This window comes from Thioalkalivibrio versutus (genome assembly GCF_001999325.1).
Taxonomy (GTDB): Bacteria; Pseudomonadota; Gammaproteobacteria; order Ectothiorhodospirales; family Ectothiorhodospiraceae; genus Thioalkalivibrio; species Thioalkalivibrio versutus.
Map to the genome: position 1 here is coordinate 23,938 of NZ_MVAR01000033.1, position 20,660 is coordinate 44,597.

Annotated in this window: 23 protein-coding genes; 11 read left to right on the forward strand and 12 right to left on the reverse strand. The window is 65.8% G+C overall.

Going from position 1 to position 20,660, the window contains the following annotated elements:
- Window positions 1-52: 52 nt before the first annotated feature.
- Window positions 53-763, reverse strand: a complete 711-nt coding sequence (locus B0684_RS11710; protein WP_018649641.1) for an FkbM family methyltransferase — start codon at window positions 761-763, stop codon at window positions 53-55.
- Between the two features lie 267 nt (window positions 764-1,030).
- Between B0684_RS11710 and B0684_RS11715 the strand changes: the two genes are divergently transcribed.
- Window positions 1,031-1,702: a 2OG-Fe(II) oxygenase gene (locus B0684_RS11715; RefSeq protein WP_018649642.1), complete on the forward strand. Its 672-nt coding sequence runs from the start codon at window positions 1,031-1,033 to the stop codon at window positions 1,700-1,702.
- Between the two features lie 28 nt (window positions 1,703-1,730).
- Entirely contained in the window at window positions 1,731-2,690 is a 960-nt protein-coding gene (locus B0684_RS11720; RefSeq protein WP_018649643.1) for a mitochondrial fission ELM1 family protein, read from the forward strand.
- A gap of 13 nt (window positions 2,691-2,703) precedes the next feature.
- Here B0684_RS11720 and lpxL read toward each other — a convergent pair whose 3' ends face one another.
- Complete coding sequence (lpxL, locus tag B0684_RS11725) at window positions 2,704-3,633, reverse strand: LpxL/LpxP family Kdo(2)-lipid IV(A) lauroyl/palmitoleoyl acyltransferase (RefSeq protein ID WP_018649644.1); 930 nt, start codon at window positions 3,631-3,633, stop codon at window positions 2,704-2,706.
- Between the two features lie 20 nt (window positions 3,634-3,653).
- Here lpxL and B0684_RS11730 point away from each other — a divergent pair, with 20 nt between their 5' ends.
- The gene (locus B0684_RS11730; RefSeq protein ID WP_018649645.1) at window positions 3,654-4,952 is read left to right on the forward strand and encodes a 3-deoxy-D-manno-octulosonic acid transferase; all 1,299 of its coding nucleotides are present in this window, start codon (window positions 3,654-3,656) and stop codon (window positions 4,950-4,952) included.
- Here B0684_RS11730 and B0684_RS11735 read toward each other — a convergent pair.
- Window positions 4,923-5,381 carry a SprT family zinc-dependent metalloprotease gene (locus tag B0684_RS11735; RefSeq protein WP_231365740.1) on the reverse strand — a complete coding sequence of 153 codons (459 nt, stop codon included), beginning with the start codon at window positions 5,379-5,381 and terminating at the stop codon, window positions 4,923-4,925. The genes B0684_RS11730 and B0684_RS11735 overlap by 30 nt on opposite strands.
- 215 nt (window positions 5,382-5,596) lie before the next feature.
- Here B0684_RS11735 and B0684_RS11740 point away from each other — a divergent pair, with 215 nt between their 5' ends.
- On the forward strand, window positions 5,597-6,037 hold the full coding sequence (locus tag B0684_RS11740; RefSeq protein WP_018145243.1) for a hypothetical protein: 441 nt from the start codon (window positions 5,597-5,599) through the stop codon (window positions 6,035-6,037).
- 31 nt (window positions 6,038-6,068) lie between these two features.
- On the opposite strand, the gene rnd is transcribed toward B0684_RS11740, so the two are convergent.
- The 5 genes from rnd to B0684_RS11765 form a co-directional block, all read right to left on the reverse strand.
- Window positions 6,069-7,217 carry a ribonuclease D gene (rnd, locus tag B0684_RS11745; RefSeq protein WP_018169023.1) on the reverse strand — a complete coding sequence of 383 codons (1,149 nt, stop codon included), beginning with the start codon at window positions 7,215-7,217 and terminating at the stop codon, window positions 6,069-6,071.
- A complete protein-coding gene (locus tag B0684_RS11750; protein ID WP_018649646.1) occupies window positions 7,210-7,512 on the reverse strand; it encodes a DUF1244 domain-containing protein in 303 nt (100 codons plus the stop codon). The genes rnd and B0684_RS11750 overlap by 8 nt, the downstream gene beginning before the upstream one ends.
- 81 nt (window positions 7,513-7,593) lie before the next feature.
- Complete coding sequence (gene mreD / locus B0684_RS11755) at window positions 7,594-8,085, reverse strand: rod shape-determining protein MreD (protein ID WP_018649647.1); 492 nt, start codon at window positions 8,083-8,085, stop codon at window positions 7,594-7,596.
- Entirely contained in the window at window positions 8,082-9,029 is a 948-nt protein-coding gene (mreC, locus tag B0684_RS11760; protein ID WP_018169026.1) for a rod shape-determining protein MreC, read from the reverse strand. The genes mreD and mreC overlap by 4 nt, the downstream gene beginning before the upstream one ends.
- A 111-nt stretch (window positions 9,030-9,140) precedes the next feature.
- The gene (locus B0684_RS11765) at window positions 9,141-10,187 is read right to left on the reverse strand and encodes a rod shape-determining protein (protein WP_018142132.1); all 1,047 of its coding nucleotides are present in this window, start codon (window positions 10,185-10,187) and stop codon (window positions 9,141-9,143) included.
- Between the two features lie 141 nt (window positions 10,188-10,328).
- On the opposite strand from B0684_RS11765, the gene gatC reads away from it, so the two are divergent.
- The 5 genes from gatC (at window position 10,329) to B0684_RS11790 (ending at window position 15,088) form a co-directional block, all read left to right on the forward strand.
- Window positions 10,329-10,616, forward strand: a complete 288-nt coding sequence (gene gatC, locus B0684_RS11770) for an Asp-tRNA(Asn)/Glu-tRNA(Gln) amidotransferase subunit GatC (protein ID WP_018169027.1) — start codon at window positions 10,329-10,331, stop codon at window positions 10,614-10,616.
- A 62-nt stretch (window positions 10,617-10,678) separates the two neighbouring features.
- Window positions 10,679-12,133 (forward strand): Asp-tRNA(Asn)/Glu-tRNA(Gln) amidotransferase subunit GatA, encoded by a 1,455-nt coding sequence (gatA, locus tag B0684_RS11775; RefSeq protein WP_018649648.1) that lies wholly within the window; start codon window positions 10,679-10,681, stop codon window positions 12,131-12,133.
- Window positions 12,134-12,144: 11 nt separating this feature from the next.
- Window positions 12,145-13,578 carry an Asp-tRNA(Asn)/Glu-tRNA(Gln) amidotransferase subunit GatB gene (gene gatB / locus B0684_RS11780; protein ID WP_018145250.1) on the forward strand — a complete coding sequence of 478 codons (1,434 nt, stop codon included), beginning with the start codon at window positions 12,145-12,147 and terminating at the stop codon, window positions 13,576-13,578.
- Window positions 13,579-13,608: 30 nt separating this feature from the next.
- Window positions 13,609-14,505, forward strand: coding sequence for an Hsp33 family molecular chaperone HslO (gene hslO, locus B0684_RS11785; RefSeq protein ID WP_018145251.1), 897 nt, complete (start codon window positions 13,609-13,611; stop codon window positions 14,503-14,505).
- Between the two features lie 166 nt (window positions 14,506-14,671).
- The gene (locus tag B0684_RS11790) at window positions 14,672-15,088 is read left to right on the forward strand and encodes a hypothetical protein (protein ID WP_018145252.1); all 417 of its coding nucleotides are present in this window, start codon (window positions 14,672-14,674) and stop codon (window positions 15,086-15,088) included.
- A 20-nt stretch (window positions 15,089-15,108) separates the two neighbouring features.
- On the opposite strand, the gene B0684_RS11795 is transcribed toward B0684_RS11790, so the two are convergent.
- The gene (locus B0684_RS11795; protein ID WP_018169030.1) at window positions 15,109-15,864 is read right to left on the reverse strand and encodes a HesA/MoeB/ThiF family protein; all 756 of its coding nucleotides are present in this window, start codon (window positions 15,862-15,864) and stop codon (window positions 15,109-15,111) included.
- A 168-nt stretch (window positions 15,865-16,032) separates the two neighbouring features.
- On the opposite strand from B0684_RS11795, the gene B0684_RS11800 reads away from it, so the two are divergent.
- Window positions 16,033-16,383: a hypothetical protein gene (locus B0684_RS11800; RefSeq protein ID WP_018649649.1), complete on the forward strand. Its 351-nt coding sequence runs from the start codon at window positions 16,033-16,035 to the stop codon at window positions 16,381-16,383.
- Window positions 16,384-16,630: 247 nt separating this feature from the next.
- A complete protein-coding gene (locus B0684_RS11805; RefSeq protein ID WP_231365739.1) occupies window positions 16,631-17,845 on the forward strand; it encodes a hypothetical protein in 1,215 nt (404 codons plus the stop codon).
- 299 nt (window positions 17,846-18,144) lie between these two features.
- On the opposite strand, the gene prmC is transcribed toward B0684_RS11805, so the two are convergent.
- The 3 genes from prmC to B0684_RS11820 form a co-directional block, all read right to left on the reverse strand.
- Complete coding sequence (prmC, locus tag B0684_RS11810; protein ID WP_018649651.1) at window positions 18,145-19,017, reverse strand: peptide chain release factor N(5)-glutamine methyltransferase; 873 nt, start codon at window positions 19,015-19,017, stop codon at window positions 18,145-18,147.
- The gene (gene prfA, locus B0684_RS11815) at window positions 19,017-20,102 is read right to left on the reverse strand and encodes a peptide chain release factor 1 (RefSeq protein WP_018649652.1); all 1,086 of its coding nucleotides are present in this window, start codon (window positions 20,100-20,102) and stop codon (window positions 19,017-19,019) included. The genes prmC and prfA overlap by 1 nt, the downstream gene beginning before the upstream one ends.
- On the reverse strand, window positions 20,099-20,660 hold a 562-nt coding region (locus B0684_RS11820; protein ID WP_463606923.1), incomplete at its 5' end, for a glutamyl-tRNA reductase. The genes prfA and B0684_RS11820, both read right to left, overlap by 4 nt.

Sequence of the window (20,660 nt, forward strand, 5' to 3'; positions counted from 1 at the left end):
CGTGGAGTAGTGCGTTTCTTTGCGCTAATTGTTCTGGTGCCCGAGGTCGGGTCTAACTCAGGTACAGGATCGAGTTGGACCGTGAGCGGCTCTGGATTTGGTAACCATGCTCCCGAAGCAGGGCCAGGACGTCTTTTTCCCAGATGTGCCCGTGACAGCTTTCTATAACGATGCATCTAGGATGCAGCGATGGAGCCGCGTCCCGGAAAAACGGTTCCAGGGCCTGGTACTCGTATCCTTCGATGTCGATCTTGAGGCCGTCGATGCGTTCGATTCCGGCATTGGTGAGTACATCCAGAAGGGGCTCGGTCTGGACCTCAACCGTGTTGCCCCGTGACTGTTCCGACGGATTGAGCGAGGCGGAACCCAGTCCTTCGGCCAAGTGCAGCATGGCGGTACCGTTTGGGCCAATGGCCAGCGGGAGGGCTTGAATTGCCTCGGCAAAGCGATTGCATTCCAGGTTGAACAGAAGTCGACGGAATGTCGGAGGGTTGGGCTCAATGGCTAGGACCTGGCGTGCCCCGGCGGCCGCCACGTGCAGGCTGTAGTACCCGGTGTTGGCGCCGATATCGATGAACGTGCCGTCATCGCATGCGTTCGCGAGATGCTCCAGTTCCTCGCGGTCGTAGACCTTCGATGAAAGGAGTATTTTCGCGTCGGTGACATTGTCCCGAACGTTGAGCCGATACCGGATGCCTCGTCGTTCGATATCGACGGTGGTTGGAAGGCGGCTGTTCCAGAATCTTCTGAGCTGGCGCGACAACGTGCCTCGTGCCAGCCCTAGACGCACGATCCAGAGTAAGGCGTGGGCAAACCCCTTGGGGCGATATGTGCCAAACGGGGTTGTATCAGGGTCCGATAAGGGCCCGTCTGAAGGTGTCATGGCGTTGGCCTGGGTAACGGTGGATCTTTGGGGGGTGCGATATCGGAATTGTCGCCAGTCTAGCAGCCTGTTTGAACGCTGTTTTTTGTGGAATCCCCCTGGTTTGCACTACACTGTGCGGCGTTGTTGAATTTAGTGGAAAAAGAAATGGATACCGCCGCTGAAGTAGCAAGTCAGGTCGAGGCGTCGCTTCGGCGCGCGCGGTCGGAGGCGTATCCGTATCGGCGGTGGTATCCGCAGGCGATACTGCCCGAGGCGGCGGCGCGCGCGGTGGAGGCGCTGCCGTTCGAGCCGCCCGCGATTGGTGACACCGAGGGCAAGCGTGAGACGCACAACAGCTCGCGGCGCTTCTTCGACGTCGAGAACCGGCGGGCCTCCGATGTGTGCGAAAGCGTTGCAGCGGCGTTCGAGAGCCCGCAGGTGCTGGATGCGATCTACGAGGTGTGCGGCGTGGACGTCAGCGGCAACTACCTGCGCATCGAGCATTGCCTGGATACCGAGGGTTTCTGGCTGGCACCACATACCGATCTTGGCGTGAAAAAATTCACCATGCTGCTGTACCTGTCCACCGACCCCGGCTACGAGAGCTGGGGCACGGACGTGTACGTGGACGCGGACACGCACTACGAGACGGCGCCGGGCACATACAACAGTGCGTTGGTGTTCGTGCCGGCCGACAACACCTGGCATGGCTACCACCTTCGCCCCCTGGAAGGTGTGCGACGCTCGTTGATCATCAACTATGTGACCGAAGAGTGGCGCAACCGCCACGAACTGGCCTCTCCCGACACACCTGTGCAGCGCCGCGTGCCGGCGTGACCGCAGGCCAGGCGACGAACGCTTCATTGTGACCGAGGCTTACTGCTGGACACTGACGACCGGCGAGGCCGGGATGACCAGTCAGGTCCGTGGCCTGGCCGAAGCCGTGGGGCTGCCCTACGAACACAAGACAGTGGGGCTGCGTCCGCCCTGGCGCTGGATGCGCGGTTCCTTCGCGCCCGGCGTATTGCGAGGGCTCACCTCCGATAGCGATTCCCTGGCGCCGCCCTGGCCGCGCCTCTTGATCTCCTGCGGGCGCCGCAGTGCCACGGTGGCCGTGGCACTCAGGCGCGCCAGCGGGGGTGCCATCATGACCGTGCATATTCAGGATCCACAGATCGCCCCGCGGCATTTCGATTGGGTGGTGCCGCCGCGCCACGATGGGCTGACCGGCCCGAACGTGATCGCGACGCGCGGCGCCCTGCACCGGGTGACGGCCGAGCGGCTGGAGGCGGCGCGTGCGGACCTGGGGGATGCCTGGGCTGCATTTCCCCGGCCCTGGATCGCGGTGCTGATCGGGGGTGCCACCCAGCGGGGAGATCTGGGCCAGGAGCGGCTGGATGCCCTGATCCGTGACCTGCGTTCGGCGGCCGGAGCCTCTGGGGGTAGCGTGCTGGTGACCCCTTCGCGGCGTACGGGCGAGGCCAGTACCCGACGACTGGTGGAGGGGTTGGCGGATGTCCCGGGGTTTGTCTGGGGCGGGCAGGGAGAGAACCCCTTCATGGCGATGCTGGCAACGGCCGACCACATCGTGGTCAGTGCCGATTCTGTATCCATGGTCTCGGAAGCGGCGGCGACCGGTGTGCCGGTGTACACGGTGGCCCTGGGGCCACTCGGTCGTCGCCTGCAGGCCTTCCATTCCGCTCTGGAGGCGGAAGGGGTAACCCGGCCATTCACCGGCGCGCTTGACCAGTGGGCCTACACGCCAGTGAATGACACGCCGAAGGTGGCGGCAGATATCCGCCGCGAACTGGGTCTGGAAGACTGATCGTGCGCGAGAGTCAGCTCGTGTAAGGGTTGGGCAGGCCCGTGCGTTTCTTGAAGCGCTTGTGGGTCCAGAAGTACTGCCCCGGGGCATCCATCACGGCTTTTTCGATGATGTGGTTGATGCGCAGGGTGTCGGCGTGGGCGTCCTCGGTGGGGAAGCCCTCTACCGGGGGGTGGATGGTCACGACGTAGTGGCCGTCTTCGCGCCGGTAGCCGAAGAAGGGGAGGACCGGGGCGCCGCTGACCCGGGCGATGCGATGCGTGGCGGTCTGCGTGTTCGCGGGTTCGCCGAAGAACGGGACCAGCTCGGTCTGGCGCCCGCTGGTGGCCTGGTCGGGTGCATACCACACCGGCATGTTCTCGCGCAGGGTGCGCAGTAGTCCCTTGACGTCGTCGCGTGCGATCACGCCGGCCGTGTGGCGGTTGCGATTGACCTTGAACAGGTAGTTGATCAGCGGGCGTTCGCTGGGGCGGTACATCGCGGCAAACTCCCGGTGCAGCGCCAGCAGGCGCCCGCAAAGCTCGAGTGTGGTGAAATGGGCGCTGACCAGCAGGGCCCCCTTGCCTTGCTCCAGTGCCTTGTCCAGATGTTCCAGCCCGTGGATTGTGTAATGCCCCTTGAGTTGCGCGTCGCGTCCCCACCAGGCCATGGCTATTTCCAGGACACCCATTCCGGCCGCCTCGAAGTGCTCGCGCAGCCACTGTTCGCGCCGTTCCGGCGGCTGGCCGGGAAAACACAGTTCGAGGTTGGTGCGGGCGATCGCGCGCCGCTTGCGGCCGTAACGGTAGAACAGCCGCCCAATGCCGCGCCCAAGCGCCTGTTGCCAGCGGATGGGCAACTGGATGACCAGCCGAGCCAGGCCGATCACCGCCCACATGGGCCAGGTGGCGGGGCCGCGGGGCGGGCGTTCGGTCGCGCTCGGATGTTCGGGGCGGGCCGTCACGGATCGGAGTCTCCCTGCGAATGACCCGCGTAGTCTACACGGCGCTGCTTGCGTTGCTGACCCCCTTGCTGCTGATCCGCCACGGACTGCGCAGTCGTCGGGCATCGGTGCGTGTGCGCCCGGGCGAGGTGATGGGCTGGGCCCCTCCGCCGGAGCCGGCGGAGATCTGGATCCATGCGGTCTCGGTAGGTGAAGTGCTGGCGGCGGAACCGCTCATTCGCCGGCTCCTGGCGTCCGGCCCGCGTCGCATCCTGGTAACCACGACGACGCCGACCGGCGCCGCGATGCTGACCGAGCGGCTCGGCGACCGCGTTATGCATCGCTTCATGCCACTGGATCTGCCCTGGCTACAGGGGCGTTTCCTGCGAGCGCTGCGGCCGCAGTGCATCGTGGTGATGGAGACCGAGATCTGGCCGAATATGCTGGCGGCGGCCCGACGGATGGGTATCCCGGTCGTGCTGGCGAACGCCCGTATGTCCGGGCGCTCGGCCCGGCGTTATGCGCGGCTCCCGCGGCTGATCACGCCGGCATTGAACGGATTTGACTGGATTGCCTGTCGCAATCCGCTGGACCGCGAGCGTTTCGTCGCGCTCGGGGCCGTGCCTGATCGCGTGACGGTCAACGGCGACATCAAGTTCGATATCCGCGTCGAGGAAACCGATCGTCAGGAAGTCGAGTCCCTGCGCTCGGTGGTTGATGGGCGCCCGGTGGTCGTTCTTGCCAGCACCCATGCCGACGAAGAGGCCCAGTTGTTCTCGGGACTGCGCGCATTGCGCACCGAGTATCCACGCCTCTTGGTTGTTGTGGCGCCACGCCATCCCCAGCGGTTTCCCGCAGTGGCGGACTTGCTGGAGCGTTCCGGCCACACCTTCGTGCGTCGCAGTGAAGGTCTGCCGGACGCCGCCACCCATTTCTGGCTTCTGGATACCCTCGGGGAACTGAAGCGCTTCTTCGGGCTGGCCGATGCGGCCTTCATAGGGGGGTCGCTGGTTTCGGTGGGCGGGCACAATCCGCTGGAGGCGGTGTTGTGGCACTGCCCGGTTGTTATGGGTCCGCACGTGGACAACTTCGAACTCCTGGTGGAGCGCATGCAGGCTGCGAATGTGCTGGGACGAGCGGCCGACGCCGACGAGGCCATTACCCGTATTCGGGCATTGCTGGTAATGGATGAACCCGGGCGTGAGGCCTTGCGGCGCCGCTCGGCCGCTTTTATTGCGGAGCATCAGGGGGCAACCGTGCGGCTGGTTGACTATATCAACAGCCACACGCCCCGGAATGATGGTGGCTCCTCAGGGCGCTCCGCCGTCGGAGCGCTTTAGCCATTCGCCGCATTGGCGGCACTGGTAGTGGTAGCCGCGTTTGCGAATAAGAAAGTGCCGTCGCGCGCTCAGTAGTTGAGGGCCGCAGGCGCACTCGTAGTGATATTGGCGCATCTTGCGTGTGGTCAGCGCGGTCGCATGTGTGACCCGGGGCTTTTGAAACCCCATCGCCTGCATGAACCCCCGCCATTCAGGGCCGTGAGGTCGAACCCTGCGCGCGCCGTAGGTGCGATATACCAGAGAGTGGGCGACTTCGTGTGCCACTGTTTCCGGGAAATGTTGATTCCAGTCCAGACTGAAGGCTTCCGGATTGAAGCGCAGGGTTTCCGTATTCTTTCTCAGGCGCCACTGGCCGGCCGCCCGGCCTTTCAAGTCAAAGTGAACGGCGGGAGGATCGGATGTGCGCGTGCCCGCGGCCTGGTTATACAATCGGGCGACCTCTTCTCGTATGAGTGTGCGGTTTTCGCCAGAAAGTGCGTGTGGTCGCTCTTGTGCCGTGTGCACCTTATTATGATCGTTACAGCATCTATCCATGGGGTGGTACTATTCTATGGTGATCAAATGTTAGAGGCTAGACTGAATAGCCGGAAACCCTTTGGTCTTAACCTGTAATCGCATCCGTTTTAAGAACCCGGGAGTTCTGCATGAGTATGGATAACAAGAAGGCCTCCGATCTGTCGGCCGAAGAACTGTACGCCCTCGCGCGCCAGCGGGAAAAGGAAGAAGCCGAGGGCAAGGAAGCCGAACGCCGCGAGAAGCGCGAGAAGCTGATGGAAAAGCGCAAGGAGATGGTGGCGCGGCATCGCAAGGAACTCGGCGAGCTCGAGCGCCAGATCCGTGAACTGGGCGGGCGCGTGGGTCGTACCGCGGGCGGCGGACGTCGCGGGCGCCGGGCCGGTGGCGAGTCCATCAGCCAGAAGCTTTGCGATATCGTCGCCACCCAGCCGGAGATGGGCATCAAGGAGATCAAGGCACAGGCCGAGAAGGCCGGCCTGGATACCAAGAACATCAGCCAGACCCTGGCCTACCTGAAGCGCCAGGGTCGCCTGACCTCGCCGCGCCGCGGGATCTACAAGGCCGCCTGACGCTACCGCTGCAGATCCGCCCGGGCGACGATCACGGGCGGATCTGCAGCCCTTCCTCCGTACGTGTCAGTTCACCATCGCCCGCAAACCAGCGAGCGATGGTCTTTCCGGCGATCTCGTGACGCCAGCCGCTGCCCAGGCGGCCGCTCGTGCCGTCGCCCTTCAGGAGTTCGATGACATCCTTGCGCTGCGCAATCGCGCCGGCGGTGATCTGGTTGCGTCGCGCGCACTCGCGCAGCAGGGCCATGCCGATGTCCGCCAGGACCTCTTCCGCCTCGGTCAGCTTCGCCTTGTCCGGCAGTTGTGGCCATTCCTCGCGGGGCAGGGCCTGGCCTTCGCGGATCGCCTCCAGCAGCTCTTCCTGACGTGGCGGTTTCATGCCGTCGGGGAAGCCGCGCAATTGGTGCAGGGCGGCGGCGTCCTCCGGCGTGCGCCGGGCGATATCGATCAGGATGTCGTCGGCCAGGATCCAGCGGCGCGGGCGGTCGCTCGCCTGTGCCGCGCGTTCGCGCCAGGCGGCCACGGCCTTGAGTACGCCGCGTTCGCGCGGCTTGAGCCGCTTGGCCCCGGAGACCCGCTGCCAGGCCGCCTCGGGGTTCGGTTCGTACAGGGCCGGGTCGCTCAGGGCCTCCATCTCCGGGCGCAGCCAGTGCATCCGGTCATGGCTTTCCAGTTCGTGCAGCAGGCGCATGAACACGGTGGCCAGGAAGCGTACGTCATCGGCGGCGTAAAGGATCTGTTCCTTGCTCAGGGGGCGGCGTGCCCAGTCCGTGCGGGTCTGGCTCTTGTCGAGGTCGCGATCGAGGATCGCCTTGACCAGGTTGGCGTAGCCGATCTGCTCGCCGTGGCCGAGCATGCTGGCAGCGATCTGGGTGTCGAACACCGGGGTGGGCACGCGTCCGAGTTCGCGATAGAGCACCTCGAGATCCTGCGAGGCCGAGTGGAAGACCTTGGTTACGCCGGCATCGAACAGCAGGGGTTCCAGCAGCTTGATGTCGAGTTGCAGCGGGTCGACGCAGGCGATCTGGTCCAGAGTTGCCAGCTGGATCAGGCACAGGCGCGGGTAGTAGGTCTTCTCGCGCATGAACTCCGTATCCAGCGCGATCCAGTCGGTCCCGGCGATGGTGTCGAGGAAGCCCTGCAGGGCCTCCGGGGTCTCGATCAGGCCGTGATCATGCATGGGGCGATTTCTGGCTGGCCTCGAAGGCGGCCTTCTGCTCCGGCGTCGCCTCCTTCTGGTAGCGCTCTTTCCACTCGCTGTAGGGCATGCCGTAGACGATCTCGCGGGCACCCTCGTAGTCGATGGACTCGTCGCGTTCTTCGGCGGCGGCCACGTACCACTTGGACAGGCAGTTGCGGCAGAAGCCGGCCAGGTTCATCAGGTCAATGTTCTGCACGTCCTTGCGTTCGTCCAGGTGCTGCAGCAGGCGGCGCAACACGGCGGCTTCGATCTCGGTTTGCTTGTTCGGGTCCATGCAAGGCTCCTTGTTTCGGTTCGGACACAGTATGCGTGACAGCCAGGGTTTGCTTCGACCGGGATGGGGTCGGCGTTTTCCTCAGGTGAGGTGCAGCAGCCAGCGCCGACGCAGGTCGCGCAGCAGGGAGAAGACCAGGGGCCAGACCAGGGCGCTGGTGAGGACCGGCGCCCAGTACCAGAGGCTGCCCGGCGGAAACCCGGTGATGCCCTGTGGCCACAGGGCCAGAAGCTTGAACAGGGCCATCAGGATGGCGACCACCATCATCTGTTGCCAGACCGGATAGACCCGCAGGCGCGGGTGGATCTGCAGCACGATGTAGATGACCACGGCCAGGGCGATGGCGTTCTGTCCCAGCAGCTGGCCCTGCAGGGTGTCCAGCAACAGGCCGGCGACGAAGGCGGTCAGGATGCCGATGCGCGACGGGAAGGCCATGGCCCAGTAGATCAGGATGAGCGCCAGCCACTCCGGGCGCGCCGGGCGCAGGATATCCGGGACCGGCACGATGGCGAGGGCCAGAGCTGCCAGCAGGGTCAGCGCCACCGGCCAGGGGATGCCGATGGCACGGGTCACGGTGTCCCTTCGGCCGGTTCTGATTCGAGCGCGTTCGGAGCCGCCTCCAGGTCGTTGTCCAGATTGAGCGGGGCGATCGCTGAAACGGCGCCGTCGGTCCACAGCAACAGGACCTCGCGGGAGCGGTCCAGGGCTGCCAGCGGTTCGGCCTCGATGCTCAGGAATGGTTGGCCCTGTGGCCGCTCGACCGAGGTGACCCGGGCCACTGGGTAGTCGGCCGGGAAACGGCCGCCCAGCCCGGAGGTCAGCAGCAGGTCGCCGGGCTCCACATCCTCCTGCAGCGGAACGTGGCGCATCTCCAGGCGTTGCGGGTTGCCGGTGCCGACCACCAGACCGCGCAGCCCGGTGCGCGCGCTCAGTACCGGCAGCGCGTGGCTGGGGTCGGAGATCAGCAGAGCGATCGAGCTGGTCAGACGGGTCGACAGAACCTGACCGATCACGCCGTCGGCATTGATGACCGGCTGGCCGGCATAGACATCGTCATTGCGCCCCTTGTTGAGCACGATCTGCTGGCGAAAGGGGTCGAGATCCACGGCCAGCAGCTTGGCGATCTCGACCCGCTCTTCGGCCTGCTCGGCGGTATTCAGCAGGGCGCGCAGGCGGTCGTTCTCCAGCTGCAGGGCCTCGAAGCGCAGCTGACGCGCGCGCAGCTCGGCATTCTCGCTGCGCAGGATGCGGTTCTCGGTGATCAGGTCTTCGCGGCTGGTGAACGACTCGAACACCCGGCTGACCGCGCGGACCGGTGCGTCCACCGCGACCTGCAGCGGGTAGGTGACGGTGGCCAGGGCGCCGCGGACAAACTGCAGTTCGTTGACGCGGTGATCCAGCGCCATCAGCGCCAGGCCCAGCAGGATCACCGCGAGCAGGCGCAGAGTGGGCGAGACACCCAGTCTGAACAGCGGCTTGCTGATGGCGTGACCTCCGGTTCCGGATCGCGTCGACAAGGCAAAGCCGCTGCGGAACCCCGTCCCGTGCGGCTTTGCCGACCTGTTGCGGCCCGGAGTGTAACCCGAACCAGACCCGCGCCGTGGCGACGCGGGCGGGGTGGTCCGGCCTTATTCCATTGCGAGGAAGTCGACCCGTTTCTCGTCGAGCATCTCCAGCACCCGGCCGCCGCCGCGGGCGACGCAGGTCAGCGGGTCGTCGGCGATGACCACCGGGATGCCGGTCTCTTCCATGATCAGCCGGTCCAGCTGCTGCAGCAGGGCGGAGCCGCCGGTCAGCACAATGCCGCGCTCGGCGACGTCCGCGCCGAGTTCCGGCGGGGTCTGCTCCAGGGCGGTGCGTACGGCAGAGACGATGCCGTACAGCGGATCCTGCAAGGCTTCCAGGATCTCGTTCGAGTTCAGGGTGAACGAGCGCGGCACGCCCTCGGCCAGGTTGCGGCCCTTGACCTCGATCTCGAGCAGTTCCTTGCCCGGATAGGCCGAGCCGACGGTGTGCTTGATGCGTTCGGCGGTGGCCTCGCCGATCAGTACGCCGTAGTTGCGGCGCACATAGGCCATGATCGCCTCGTCGAAGGTGTCGCCGCCGATGCGCACGGATTCGGAATAGACAATGCCGTTCATCGACAGCACCGCGACTTCGGAGGTCCCGCCGCCGATATCCAGCACCATGGAGCCGACCGCCTCGTCCAGCGGGATGCCGGCGCCGATGGCTGCGGCCACGGGCTCCTGCAACAGGTAGACCTTGCGTGCCCCGGCGCCGAAGGCGGATTCGCGGATCGCGCGGCGTTCCACCTGGGTGGCGCCGCAGGGCACGCAGACCAGCACGCGCGGGCTGGGGCGGAAGATCCGCCGCTCGTGCACCTTCTTGATGAAGTACTGCAGCATCTTCTCGGTCGTGGTGAAGTCGGCGATGACGCCATCCTTCATCGGGCGCACCGTCACCACGTGCTCCGGCGTGCGGCCGAGCATCTTCTTGGCCTCGATCCCTACGGCCTCGATGGAGCGCGGGCCGCCCGGGCCGCGGTCCTGACGAATCGCGACCACGGAGGGTTCGTTCAGGACAATGCCCTGGCCGCGCATATAGATGAGGGTGTTGGCGGTGCCGAGATCGATGGAGATGTCGTTGGAGAACAACCCCAGAAGGCGTTTGAACATGAAGAAGAAACCTGCTTGAGTGGGCGGGCGGGAAAGCCGTCGACTCTAGCAAGCGCCCGGGGTTTGGGCAACAACGGCTTTGTGGTAAGTTTGCGCTCCGTTTCGCCCAATGAATCCGAACGCTACAGGACCCACCCTGCCATGTCCGTCGATACCTCCGAAGTCCGGCGCATCGCTCATCTCTCCCGTCTGGCCATGAACGATGACCAGGCCCGGGATTTCGCGGGTGGGCTGAGCGACATCTTTGACTTTGTCGAACAACTGGATGGTGCGGCCATCGAGGGTGTCGAGCCGATGGCCCACCCGCTGGACGCCGAGCAGCGCCTGCGCCCGGATGCGGTGACCGAGCCGGATCGGCGCGAGGTCTTCCAGGCCATCGCCCCGGCTGTCGAGGGTGGTCTGTACCTGGTCCCGCGCGTCATCGAATGATCCGCGCCGTCGCCGTTCTGTTGAACCCGTCACGCTTCTAGCCAGCAAGAGTCCCCGAAACCATGGCCCAGGAAACCCTGTCCGGCTGGGTGCGCAAGCTCCAGGCCCGCGAGATCAGCTCGCGCGAATTGACCCAGCTGTATCTGGACCGGATCGAGCGTCTCGATCCGCAGTTGAACAGCTTCATCACCGTGACCGCCGAGCAGGCGCTGGCGCAGGCCGATGCCGCCGATGCGCGCCTGGCGAAGGGTGAAAAGACCCCGCTGCTGGGCGTGCCGGTCGCGCAGAAGGACATCTTCTGTACCGAGGGTGTGCGCACCTCCTGCGGTTCGCACATGCTGGATCCGTTCGTCTCGCCCTACAACGCCACCGTCGTCGAGCGCATGAATGCCGCCGGTGCGGTGATGCTGGGCAAGACCAACATGGACGAGTTCGCGATGGGCTCGTCTAACGAGACGAGTTTCTACGGCCCGGTGCGCAACCCCTGGGACACCGAGCGCGTGCCGGGCGGTTCCTCCGGCGGCTCCGCCGCCGCGGTGGGTGCGCGCCTGGTGCCGGGCGCCACGGGTACCGACACCGGTGGTTCGATCCGCCAGCCGGCCGCATTCTGCGGCATCACCGGGCTCAAGCCGACCTACGGCCGCGTCTCGCGCTACGGCATGATCGCCTTCGCCTCCAGTCTCGACCAGGGTGGCCCGATGGCCGCGACTGCCGAGGACTGCGGGCGGATGCTGAATGCCATGGCCGGCTTCGACGAACGCGACTCCACCAGCGTCGAGCGCCCGGAAGAGGATTTCACCGCCGGACTGGAGCAGGACCTGAAGGGCCTGCGTATCGGCCTGCCGACGGAATTCTTCGGCGAGGCCGGACTGGACGAGCGCGTGCGCGGCGTGATCGACGCCGCCATCGAGGTGCTCAAGGGCCGCGGCGCCGAGGTGCGCGAGGTCAGCCTGCCGAACAGCCACCTGTCGGTGCCGGCCTACTACGTGGTCGCCCCGGCCGAGTGCTCCTCCAACCTCGCGCGTTTCGACGGCGTGCGCTACGGCTACCGCTGCGAGAATCCCGAGGACCTGATGGACCTCTACACCCGCTCGCGCGGGGAGGGCTTTGGCGACGAGGTGAAGCGCCGCATCATGGTCGGCACCTACGTGCTGTCCGCCGGCTACTACGACGCCTACTACCTGAAGGCGCAGAAGGTCCGGCGCATCATCGCCGACGACTTCCGCCGCGCCTTCGAGGACGTCGACGTGCTGCTCGCGCCGACCACCCCGGAGCTGCCGTTCGCGCTGGGTGCCAAGGCCGACCCGGTCAGCATGTACCTGTCGGATATCTACACCATCGCCGCGAACCTCGCGGGGCTGCCGGCGATGTCGCTGCCGGCCGGCGAGATCGACGGCCTGCCGGTCGGGCTGCAATTGATCGGCAACTACTTTGACGAGGCGCGCCTGCTGGGCGTTGCTCACCAGTATCAGCAAGAGACCGACTGGCACGCCCGCGTGCCGGCGGCCTTCGCCTGAGGGCCCTGCACATGGAATGGGAAACCGTCATCGGGCTGGAGATTCACGCCCAGCTCAATACCGTCTCCAAGATCTTCTCCGGGGCGCCCACCGCCTACGGCGCCGAGCCCAACCGCCAGGCCTGCCCGGTGGATCTGGGCATGCCCGGCGTACTGCCGGTGCTGAACCAGGGCGCGGTGGAGCGGGCCGTGATGCTGGGGCTGGCGATCAATGCCGAGATCACCCCGCGCTCGGTGTTCGCGCGCAAGAACTACTTCTATCCGGACCTCCCCAAGGGTTACCAGATTTCGCAGTTCGAACTGCCGATCGTGGGCCTGGGGCATCTGGATATCGAACTGGAAGACGGCACCATCAAGCGCGTTGGCGTGACCCGCGCGCACCTCGAGGAGGACGCCGGCAAGAGCCTGCATGAGGGCTTCGAGGCGATGACCGGTATCGACCTTAACCGCGCCGGCACCCCGCTGATCGAGATCGTCTCCGAACCGGAGCTGCGCTCCGCGAAGGAGGCCGTTGCCTACATGAAGAAGATGCATTCGCTGGTGCGTTATCTGGATATCTGCGACGGCAACATGCAGGAAGGCAGCTTTCGCTGTGACGCCAACGTCTCGGTGCGGCCCAAGGGCCAGACCGAGTTCGGCACCCGCGCGGAGCTGAAGAACCTGAACTCCTTCCGCTTCGTCGAGCGCGCCATCAACTTCGAGGTCGAGCGTCAGATCGACCTGATCGAAGGCGGCGGTTCGGTGGTGCAGGAGACCCGCCTGTACGACCCGGATCGCGATGAGACGCGCTCCATGCGCAGCAAGGAAGAGGCAAACGACTACCGCTACTTCCCTGATCCGGACCTGCTGCCGCTGGTCGTGGATAACGCATTCATCGACTCCGTGCGCGAGAAGCTGCCGGAACTGCCGGATGCCAAGCGGGCGCGCTTTGTCGAACAGTACGGCCTGTCCGACTACGACGCCGGCGTACTGACCGCTGCGCGCGACATGGGCGATTTCTACGAGGTCGTGGCTGCCGGTTGCGGCGCGCCCAAGCTGGCCGCCAACTGGGTGATGGGCGAGTTCTCCGCCGCGATGAACCGCTCCGAGGTCGAGCTGGCGGATGCCCCGGTCAATGCCGAGGGTCTGGCCGGCCTGCTCGCGCGCATCCAGGACGAGACCATCTCCGGCAAGATCGCCAAGGAAGTCTTCGAGGCGATGTGGAACGGCGAAGGCGACGCCGACGCCGTGATCGAGGCCAAGGGGCTCAAGCAGATCACCGATACCAGCGCGATCGATACCATCATCGACGAGGTGATGGCCAACAACCCGCAGCAGCTCGAGCAGTATCGCGGCGGCAAGGACAAGCTGTTCGGTTTCTTTGTCGGCCAGGTGATGAAGGCGACCCAGGGCAAGGCGAACCCGGCCCAGGTCAACGAGCGCCTCAAGGCCAAGCTGGACGGTTGATGCCGTTGCGTATTTCGGAGTCCTGCCACCATGCGTGAGACCGATACCCTCCACCGCTTCATGCTGGAGGAGGCCGGGGTGCGCGGCGAGTGGGTGCACCTGGACGCCTCCTGGCAGGCCCTGCTGGAGTTGCACGAGTACCCGCCCGTGGTGCGCGACTTGCTGGGCCAGGCCTATGCGGCCGTTGCCCTGACCGCCGCCACGCTCAAGTTCGACGGCTCGCTGATCCTGCAGATCACCGGCCCCGGGCCGGTGCACATGATCGTCGCCCAGGCCGATGGCCAGGGGCGGCTGCGTGGCCTGGCGCGCTTTCGCGAGACCCCGCCGGAGGGCGCGACACTGGCCGAATGCGCCGGCGAGGACGCACGGCTGATGCTGACGCTGGATCCGGGCGACGGCAGCGAGCGCTATCAGGGCGTCGTGGAGCTGGAGGGCGACTCGCTGGCGGAGGCGATGAACGTCTACTTCGAGCGCTCGGAACAGCTGCCGACCCGGTTGTGGCTGGCGAGCGGGGCGCAGTCCGCCGCCGGTCTGCTGTTGCAGGCGCTGCCGGCCGAGGGTGGCAATGCGGTGACGCGCGATTCGGAGGAGTGGAACCGCGCCACGATCCTGGCCGAGACCACCACCGCCGACGAGTTGCTGAAGCTGGACGCTGGTGCCCTGCTGGGCCGGCTGTTCGCCGAAGAGCGGGTGCGCCTGTTCGACGGCACGCCGGTGACTTTCCACTGCCCCTGCTCGCGCGAGCGCATCGCCGAAACCCTGCGCAGTCTGGGGCGTGACGAGATTCGCAGCATCATCGAGGAGCAGGGCGCGGTGGAGGTGACCTGCGAGTTCTGCAACGCGCATTACCACTTCGATCCGGTCGACGCCGAGGCCCTTTGTGCGCCCGAGGTTGCCCAGCCGCCGATCCCGGACACCCGCCAGTAGACAGGGCTTTCCGGGGTGCCCCCCGATCCCGAAGCCTTTCCCGGACTCCCCTCGTTAGCCTGTCGTGACCTTCGGCAACTCTGCCGCAGGGACCCGTGGTCCCCATCATCCCCCGGCCTTGCTATAGAACAGACTGACCTTGCAGCAGTCTGCAGACGAGGGCGCGATGTATTCCCGGCACACCGAAATCCCGACCCTGGATGTCCGCCCCGGCTGGCTGGTGGAGGCGCGCTATTTCAACCAGGTGCGTCGCGCCCTGGCTCGGCTGGGACCGGAGATCCGCCTGTCCCCGTCGGGGCTCAAACAACTGGACCTGATCCTCCAGCGTGATGCCTGGATCGTCGTGGACCGGGTGCTGAACGATATGCCGGTGGTTGCCTGGACGGCCTTCCATTCCCGTGGTCGGCGCAGCCTGCATCGCCCGGTGGCCTGCGAGCTGTTGCTGTTCCATGCGATGGCCAGCATGGTGATGAACCGCACGCTGTCTGCGATGGAGGCGGAGCTGAACGCGGCGATTTCCGAGGTCGCTCCACCGTCATCACCCGGCAAGGTCCTGCCCTTTCATCCCCGCTCCTGCGCCTGATTCGCGCGTATCCGTTCGCTTCAGGCCGGGGCGTGGCCGTGGCTGCACGCCGGGCAGGCGGGGTCGCGGCGCAGCCGGATCTCGCGGAACTGCATGGCGAGCCCGTCGAGGATCAGCAGCCGGCCGCTCAGGATCGGCAGACCCATGAGCAGCTTCAGGGCCTCGGTCGCCTGCAGGCTGCCGACCACACCGGGCAGGCTGGCCAGCACGCCGTTGGCGGCGCAGGTGTCCTCGTCGCCGCCCCCCTCGCCGTACAGGCAGTGGTAGCAGGCCGCCTCCGGATCGCGGTAGTCGAAGGTGGTCAGTTGTCCCTCGAAGCGGATTACCGCGCCGGAGACCAGCGGTGTGCCGGCCGCCAGTGCGGCGCGGCTGATGGCCCCGCGCGCGGCGAAGTTGTCCGTCCCGTCCAGTACGACGTTGGCGCTGGCGAACAGCCGGGTCATCGCCGCGTCATCCAGGCGCTCGGCGCGCGTCTCTACCTGACAGCGGGGGTTCATGGCCGCCACGCGATCGGCGGCCGAGGCCACCTTGTCGCGGCCGATGTCCGCATCGGTATGCAGGATCTGGCGCTGCAGGTTGGTCACCTCCACATGATCCGGGTCGACGAGCGTCAGCCGGCCCACCCCGGCTGCGGCCAGGTAGGCCGCCACCGGTGAGCCCAGCCCGCCGAGCCCCATGATCACTGCATGCGCCTGCTGCAGGGATTCCTGCCCTTCGATGCCCACGCCGGGGAGCATGATCTGGCGGCTGTAGCGCAGGAGTTGGTCGTCATCCATGGGGCAATCTCCGGGTAAGGCCGAAATTGTAACCGGCGTCACGCTCGTGGACGGGCTCAGTTAGGAACCATTCAGGAACGCTGCATACGCTTGATCCTGGCAATCCTGCCACAACCCCGGGCCGTCGATGCTCTCTCAAGGCGGCCTGGATGGAAGGAGGGATCCATCATGAAACGACTCGCCATTCTGGCGCCGGCCGCGCTGCTGGCATTCGCCCTGTCCGCCCCGACGCATGCGGCCCATCCGGTCGCGGCGGCGGGTGCCTCGACCTTCGATGCGGGTGCCCTGCAGCACGTGCGTCACGGCCATTCGAGCGGGCACAAGGACTACCGTGGCCATCCCGGCGCGCGGGGGCACAAGCAGGCGAAGCGTGCGAAGAGTCGTGGGCGTGGCCATCAAAAGCATTCACGTGGTCACGAGCATCATCACTATCACTACTACGACCATCGTTCGAGCCGCTACCGCCACCGGTCTTCCCCCGCCGGTTCGGTCAACTTGCACCTGCGTCTGCCATTGTAGGTGGTACCCACAGCGCACGGTTGGCCCCGGCGCTCACGCACCGGGGCTTTTTTTGCGTTGGGGGCCCTTCCTTTTAAATCGACAAATTTTATGTAAACATTACTATATAAGACCCCGCCAATAGAGCGGGGTTTTTTGGGGTGGCTCCCCATGGCGGTATCGATACCTCCGTACCAATTTGTTCCGAGCGGCTTGGGGCCGTATTTTTGTGCGTATAGAAGAGTTTATTAATCAGGGAGAACAACAAATGAAGAAAGGACTAGGTGTCCTTGCGGCTTCGGTATTGCTTGCAGGTTGTCTGGCTGCGCCCGAGCCCCGTCCGGTGCAGCCGGCGGAACCGGCAGAGTCGTCCGCGAATGACGATTACGAACGTGCCATGGCGCTTCTCGAGGCGATGGGGGCGGCACAGCAGCGGCATCCGCAGGAGCCATCGGGCGCGGCGGTAGCGGGATTCGGGCAGATGGGCCCCGAGGAGGTTGCTGAACGATTGGAGCCTATGTGGGCGCCTGACAACCAAGGTGCTCGGTTCGAACGCCGGCGTGACGGTTTCCTGATCGATGGTGTCGCATATGTGGAACCGCAGGGGGAGATTTCCTCTTACGGATTCGATACGACGACCGGGGCGGTCACCTACCTGATGGCGGTTGCGGATCGCGAATACCAGGTGAGAACTGCGAATCCCTCCAATGGTCTTGCGCCTGTGACGATTGCGCATGCGGAGCGTGGGCGATCGAACTGGAGCATCCGGACGGTGACCGGAGAGACGCTGAGGGGTTCGCACTTGATGCCGACATCCCGCGGCTTTGCGGTCGCGCGAGACGAGAACGCCTTTATCTATGCCCCGGGCGAGGGTGTTAGCACGCTTGGAGTACCGGATGGTTTCCACCTAGCGGCTCACCAGAACGGTGATATTGCCTCCACCGGGTACATTTTGATCGAGCGCAATCGGGCTCGGAGCAGTGGCGAGTCGATGATGCGCACGATGCGTGCTCTCGGGGATGCGCTAGGAGGGAGTTCGGCCGAAGATTACGCGCTGATCAACTACCGTGATCAATCGGTCGTTCCGATCAACATCTCGTCCGAAGGTGGCCAGGTGAGCGTGCATTCTGAATGCCGACAGCGCAATTCGATCGTGAATGAATGTGCGAACATGCACTCGTTTGAATCCTTGTACGACCCCCGAACCGGGCGTCGTAACGAAGGCCACTATTTCTGGCGCCTGCACTGGTTTGGGACCGAGCAGGGCCCGATTGCGGTGAGTCATGAAGCCGGGCTGCGACGGATTGCAGTAACGCGCCTTGATACTGGCGAGAAGGCGGTAGCCTTCAGCCGTGGTCTGGGCATAGCGTCCATGGACGCCGAGCAGCATCCGTCGGGACGGGTCAAGGTGACAGGAGGCTGGGCCTTCAGAAGCCATGAACTCCCGGACGCGTTCGAGGCTTTCGACAAGAACGATGGCTGATGACGTCAGCGGTCGCAGCGATTGCCGTAGATGACCCGACCGTTTAGTCGGGTGGGTGCCAGTGGCCCCGCCACTGAGGGCTGGTGGTCAGTGGTTTGATGGTTTGCGACCTTTCATTTGAACGCGATTGGCCCCGGTGCTTTGTGCCGGGGCCTTTTTGTTTGTGTGCGCTTCACCCCGCGTAAAGGGAGCTTCCATGCTGCTGTCCGCGGTGCACATCGAAGCTATCACCGGCGGGCTTGCAGGCCCCTCAGCCTAGGGTCCACGACAGGGGTGTTGGGGCTGCCGATCTCGGCCGTTCAGGCCGGTCCTTCGGGTGCCAGGAGACCCTCCGTGATGCGCTCGTGTCCGGCGGTGTCGATGTGTGATCGGATGGCGGTGTAACCCGCATCTTCCAGCATTGCGCGTACGGCGCAGGCTTGGTCGAAGCCGTGTTCCAGAAGCAGGTGGCCAGAGGGCGCCAGGTGCTCGCCGGCGGTCTGGATGATGGTGCGTAGATCCGCCAGGCCGACATCGGCCGCGACCAGTGCGGAGTGCGGCTCGAAGCGCAGGTCGCCGCGGGTCAGGTGCGGGTCGTCCAGGGCGATGTAGGGCGGGTTGCTGACGATCACGTCGAACGTGTCCCGTGGCTTGAGCGGGGCGAGCCAGGATCCCTGCAGGAAGGCTACATCCAGCCCGAGGGCGTCCGCGTTGGCACGAGCCTGGCGCAGGGCATCCAGGCTGTGGTCAGAGGCGACGGCCTCGATGGCCGCGCGTTCCGCCTTGAGCGCCAGGATGATCGCGCCAGTGCCGGTGCCAAGATCCAGTACTCGGGGGTGCGCGCGGCTGCAGGCGTTAATGGCCGTGAGGGCATGTTCGACCAGCAGTTCGGTCTCGGGGCGTGGGATCAGGCAGGCGGGGGAGACCCCCAGCTCCAGCGTCCAGAAGCTGCGCCGGCCGAGGATATGGGCCATCGGTTCGCCGGCGCAGCGGCGCCGGCATAGCACGTCCACGCGGCTGGCCTGTTCGGGGGTGGCCGGGTCGGTGCCGTGTGCGATCAGCTGCGCGGTGTCCCGACCGGTAGCGGCGCCCAGCAGCATGCGGGCTTCCAGGCCGGGGGTTTCAATCCCGGCGTCCTGAAGGCGGGTGCGCAGGCCCTGCAACAGGGTATCCAGCGTGGGTGGGGCCTCCATTACGCCTCCGCGAGGGTGGCGAGTTGCTCGGCCTGGTATTCGTGGATCAGCGGGTCGATGACCGGGTCGAGGTCACCGGCCATCACCTGTTCCAGCTTGTACAGGGTTAGGTTGATGCGGTGGTCGGTCACCCGGCTCTGCGGGAAGTTGTAGGTGCGGATGCGCTCGGAGCGGTCGCCGCTGCCGACCAGACCCTTGCGTTCGGCGCTCTGCGCGGCCGCCTGGGCCTCGCGCTCGGTCTCGAAGATGCGCGCCGCCAGGTAGGTGAGCGCCTTGGCCCGGTTCTTGTGTTGCGAGCGTTCTTCCTGGCACTCGACCACGATGCCGGTGGGCAGGTGGGTCAGGCGCACGGCGGAGTCGGTCTTGTTGATGTGCTGTCCGCCGGCGCCGGAGGCGCGGAAGGTGTCCACCCGCAGGTCGGCCGGGTTGATCTCCGGCATCTCGACCTCCTCCAGTTCCGGCAGGATGGCGACCGTTGCGGCGGAGGTATGGATGCGGCCCTGGGATTCGGTCTCGGGGACGCGCTGCACGCGATGAGCGCCGGATTCGAACTTGAGCCGCGAGTAGGCGCCTTGCCCTGCCAGGCGCGCGATGACCTCGCGGTAGCCGCCATGCTCGCCCTCGCTGGCGCTGAGGATCTCCAGCTTCCAGCGCTGGTTTTCGGCGTAGCGGGTGTACATGCGTAGCAGGTCGCCGGCGAAGATTGCGGCCTCGTCACCGCCGGTCCCGGCGCGGATCTCCAGGAACACGTTGGCGTTGTCGTGCGGGTCGCTCGGGATCAGGTGGCGGTAAAGCTCCGCCTCCAGCGCCTCGGTCTGTTCGGTCAGGGATTCGATCTCGGCCTCGGCCATGGCGCGCAGATCGGCGTCGTCGTCCTCGAGCATCGCGCGCGCCTCTTCCAGCGCCGCGTGGTTGTCGTGCCAGGCCTTCCAGGCCTCGGCCACCGGTTCCAGCTGGCTGTATTCCTGTGACAGGCGGCGCAGCTGGTCCGGGTCCTCGGCGGCGTCGGGGGTGGCCAGCAGCTGCGCGATCTCGGCATGGCGTTCGGTCAGGCCCTCGAGCTTGGTGCGGAACGAGGCCTTCACGAACGGGTGCCGGAGTCGGAATCGTCGCCGGGGTCGTCTTCCGGGGCGGGCAGCTGGAACAGCCGGTGCGCGGCCTCCAGCAGGCGGGCGTCGCCCTCGTGCGCGGCGGTGTTCAGCGACTTGCAGGGGGCATGCATCAGCTTGTTGGTCAGGTTGTGCGCCAGCAGCTGCATGGCCTCCTCGGGCGACTTGCCGGCGCGCAGCATGGCTTCGGCCTTGGCCAGCGCCTCGGCCTTCACGCTGTCGGCGCGCTGGCGCAGCTGGCGGATGCTGTCCACCGAGTCGCGGGCACGCAGCCAGCGCATGAACTCGCCGGCGCGCTGGGTGATGATCTCTTCGGCCTGTTCGGCAGCGGCCTGGCGCGAGGCCATGTTCTCGTCGATGACCTCCTGCAGGTCGTCCACGGTGTAGAGGTAGACGTCCTCGAGCTGGCCGACCTCGGGCTCGATGTCGCGCGGCACGGCGATGTCCACCATGAACATCGGTTTGTGCCGGCGCTTGCGCAGCGCGCGTTCCACCGCGCCCTTGCCCAGGATCGGCAAGGGCGCGGCGGTGGAG

What these genes read in the sequence shown, in the direction of transcription:
- B0684_RS11715 (WP_018649642.1), top strand. Translation starts at nt 1,031, where the DNA reads ATGGATACCGCCGCTGAAGTAGCAAGTCAGGTCGAGGCGTCGCTTCGG.
- B0684_RS11730 (WP_018649645.1), top strand. Translation starts at nt 3,654, where the DNA reads ATGACCCGCGTAGTCTACACGGCGCTGCTTGCGTTGCTGACCCCCTTG.
- B0684_RS11740 (WP_018145243.1), top strand. Translation starts at nt 5,597, where the DNA reads ATGAGTATGGATAACAAGAAGGCCTCCGATCTGTCGGCCGAAGAACTG.
- rnd (WP_018169023.1), bottom strand. Translation starts at nt 7,217, where the DNA reads ATGCATGATCACGGCCTGATCGAGACCCCGGAGGCCCTGCAGGGCTTC.
- B0684_RS11750 (WP_018649646.1), bottom strand. Translation starts at nt 7,512, where the DNA reads ATGGACCCGAACAAGCAAACCGAGATCGAAGCCGCCGTGTTGCGCCGC.
- B0684_RS11765 (WP_018142132.1), bottom strand. Translation starts at nt 10,187, where the DNA reads ATGTTCAAACGCCTTCTGGGGTTGTTCTCCAACGACATCTCCATCGAT.
- gatC (WP_018169027.1), top strand. Translation starts at nt 10,329, where the DNA reads ATGTCCGTCGATACCTCCGAAGTCCGGCGCATCGCTCATCTCTCCCGT.
- gatA (WP_018649648.1), top strand. Translation starts at nt 10,679, where the DNA reads ATGGCCCAGGAAACCCTGTCCGGCTGGGTGCGCAAGCTCCAGGCCCGC.
- gatB (WP_018145250.1), top strand. Translation starts at nt 12,145, where the DNA reads ATGGAATGGGAAACCGTCATCGGGCTGGAGATTCACGCCCAGCTCAAT.
- hslO (WP_018145251.1), top strand. Translation starts at nt 13,609, where the DNA reads ATGCGTGAGACCGATACCCTCCACCGCTTCATGCTGGAGGAGGCCGGG.
- B0684_RS11790 (WP_018145252.1), top strand. Translation starts at nt 14,672, where the DNA reads ATGTATTCCCGGCACACCGAAATCCCGACCCTGGATGTCCGCCCCGGC.
- B0684_RS11795 (WP_018169030.1), bottom strand. Translation starts at nt 15,864, where the DNA reads ATGGATGACGACCAACTCCTGCGCTACAGCCGCCAGATCATGCTCCCC.
- B0684_RS11800 (WP_018649649.1), top strand. Translation starts at nt 16,033, where the DNA reads ATGAAACGACTCGCCATTCTGGCGCCGGCCGCGCTGCTGGCATTCGCC.
- B0684_RS11805 (WP_231365739.1), top strand. Translation starts at nt 16,631, where the DNA reads ATGAAGAAAGGACTAGGTGTCCTTGCGGCTTCGGTATTGCTTGCAGGT.
- prmC (WP_018649651.1), bottom strand. Translation starts at nt 19,017, where the DNA reads ATGGAGGCCCCACCCACGCTGGATACCCTGTTGCAGGGCCTGCGCACC.